Below are 2,869 nucleotides of genomic sequence, written 5' to 3' on the forward strand. Positions count from 1 at the left end.
TTTATATAAGGGTTAGCCATGAAGAGCAAGTCATGCATGGATATTCAATTGAAGCTCAAAAACAGGCCTTAACAGAGTACGCTCTGAAAAATAATATGCATATAGTTGATTACTACATTGATGAAGGCCAAAGTGCAAGAAAATCTTATAGCAAACGTAAAGAATTTGTAAGATTAATGGATGATGTAAAAGCCGGTCGTATAGATATTATCCTATTTATCAAACTAGATCGTTGGTTCAGAAGCATTCGTGATTATTATAAAATTCAGGAAATTTTAGAGAAACATAACGTCAACTGGAAAACGATCTACGAAAACTATGACACCAGCACTGCTTCTGGGCGCCTACACATAAATATTATGCTTTCAGTTGCGCAAGATGAGGCAGACCGCACATCTGAGCGCATTAAATTTGTTTTTGAGAATAAAGTTCATAAAAACGAAGTGCTATCAGGAAATGTGGCTTATGGATACCACATTGAAAATAAGAAATTAGTTATAGAGCCGAAAGAAGCAGAAATAGTAAAAGAAATATTCAATCATTTTTTGCAAAGACAATCAAAATATGCAACCATGCAACACATCAAAGAAAAATATGGGGTGCAACTTTTATATGTAACAGTAAAACGCATATTATCAAATAAAATATATACAGGTGAATACCGCAATGTAGCAAATTTTTGCGAGCCTATTATTGATCGAGAACTTTTTGATGCAGTCCAAGAAGCCGCAAAGTCAAACATTCGTATAACAAAAACACGATCTGTATACGTCTTTACAGGATTACTTCGTTGTCCAGCATGTGGACGTCCCTTTGCAGGCACAAAGACGAAACTTCGAAATAAAGATATTTACATGCATTACAGATGCAATAATCACTACCAGAATAAGGTTTGCTCTTTTAATCGATCAATTAATGAAAAGAAGCTGGAAGCTTACTTAGTTGAGAATATTGAGCAACTAATTAACCAGCATATTACGGACTTTAAAATAAAAAAAGCTGCTTCTAAGCCTAATCCGCAAGTAGGGGAACGTGCCAAGCTCCAGAGTAAGCTAGAAAAGCTAAAAGATCTCTACATGGATGATCTTATTGACAAGGAGACCTATAAGCGTGATTATGAAGAATTGACGGCCAAGCTTAGTAAACTTAGCGAGATTAAGGAAAGCTCTGAAAAGGTTAATATTGAAGCACTGCAAGCGTTTCTAAAAAAAGACCTAAGCAAGATATATGAAACCCTATCTCCTACCGAGCGCCAAATGCTATGGAGGAGCGTAATAAAAGAAATACACTTTGATGCAAAAACCCTTAAACCAACTGTTTTTTTATTGTAAAAATGTTTTACTTACTATACTGAACCGGTGGGGCCGGTCACAAGAATCATACCATACGGTTGGGAATACAGCTTACGATATAAAGCTAAATTCTCACGACTAAACCCCAGTCCCTGTATATCTAAGATCACAGCTTGTTTATCCAGTATCCGTAATACCGCTTTTTCACCAGTGATTGTCGGCAATGTTGATACCCTCAGATCAAATTCACGGCCAGATTCCTGTATTTTTATCCGCCCATCCTGTGGCAGCCTTTTTTCTGCAATATCCATTTCACTCATAATCTTTACCCGTGAAAGTATGGCAGCATGGATATGTCGCGGAAAAGTGGCAGCCTCTCTTAACAGACCATCTACTCGGAAGCGCACCCGCAGCAACGTATCCTGTGGCTCAATATGAATATCGCTGGCACGTTGTTTAATAGCCTGACTAATAATAGAATTAACAATATGAACAACAGGTGCATCTTCGGTAAACTGTAGCTCAGACATACTACTGGCATTCTCGTGCTTAAGCTTACTGACAGCCTTCTCAACTAAATCCTGTACACCATAACACTGCTGAATGGCCCACAGTATCTCCCGTTCGGCAGCAAGTACTGGTTCAATGTCACAACCGGACGCCATTCGCACATCATCAATGGCAAAGAAGTTTGTGGGATCAACCATCGCCAACGTTAGCTTACGCTCATTCTTCTTTATGGGAATAACCTGATAGCGCTCAGCCAAAGTTCCGGGTATTAATGCTGCCACTTCGCGCGAGATTCCCACAGCGTCTAAAGTAACGTACGGCACACCTAGCTGGCACTTCAGCACGTCAATCATCTTTGCTTCAGTTATGTAGCCCAAACGAATAAGTATCTTTCGTAAGCGTTCACCTGTCTGCTTTTGAACTGCTATTGCTTTTTCGAGTTGTTCATGACTGACAATGCCAGCTTCAGTCAGAATATCACCTAAGCGTTTACAATTATTTAGCATGGTATCATCCCCACATAATCACTTGCACCAAATTTTGGTAAAATCAGGAACCCTGCTTGCTTGCTTGCCAGCAATATCGTTTTAAATTTAAAAATAAAAAAGCAACCGACACAGCAAAACACAGCTATTTTGCGTGATCGGTTGCACACTCGTGGTGTTTGAATGAAATACTTAAAATATAGCTTTAGGCTAAGCATATTATTTTTTATATATGCATATAGTTCGAGCCGAATTTAAAAATTCCTGCCTTACAAATGGATTTTTTTGAAAAATAGACATTATTGGGTATTATTTACCTAAATTAGACAATAAGGCTTGCCGCATAATATCACGGGGAGCATTACATTCAGTCCATAGCTCGAAAGCCAACGCCCCTTGTTCTACAAGCATGCCTTCGCCACCCACCACAGTGTGACCGCGTCGCAGCGCCTCTGCCATAAAGGCAGTAAGCAGCGGATTGTACACCAGGTCCGAAATAATGGCTGAGGGCTTTATAAGTTCCCACAGGATTGGTGGTTGGCTAGCAACATTAGGATACATACCTAGCGATGTAGTATTAAC

At 39.4% G+C, this 2,869-nt stretch carries 3 protein-coding genes; 1 reads left to right on the forward strand and 2 read right to left on the reverse strand.

The window, feature by feature from the left end; genetic code table 11:
* On the forward strand, positions 1-1,331 hold a 1,331-nt coding region (locus tag AC29Z1_RS15245; RefSeq protein ID WP_488272310.1), incomplete at its 5' end, for a recombinase family protein.
* Between the two features lie 14 nt (positions 1,332-1,345).
* Here the strand turns inward: AC29Z1_RS15245 and AC29Z1_RS15250 are convergent.
* Entirely contained in the window at positions 1,346-2,308 is a 963-nt protein-coding gene (locus AC29Z1_RS15250; RefSeq protein WP_488272311.1) for a GspE/PulE family protein, read from the reverse strand.
* A gap of 288 nt (positions 2,309-2,596) precedes the next feature.
* On the reverse strand, positions 2,597-2,869 hold a 273-nt coding region (locus AC29Z1_RS15255; RefSeq protein ID WP_488272312.1), incomplete at its 5' end, for a shikimate dehydrogenase family protein.

The organism is Sporomusa sp., from assembly GCF_057736855.1.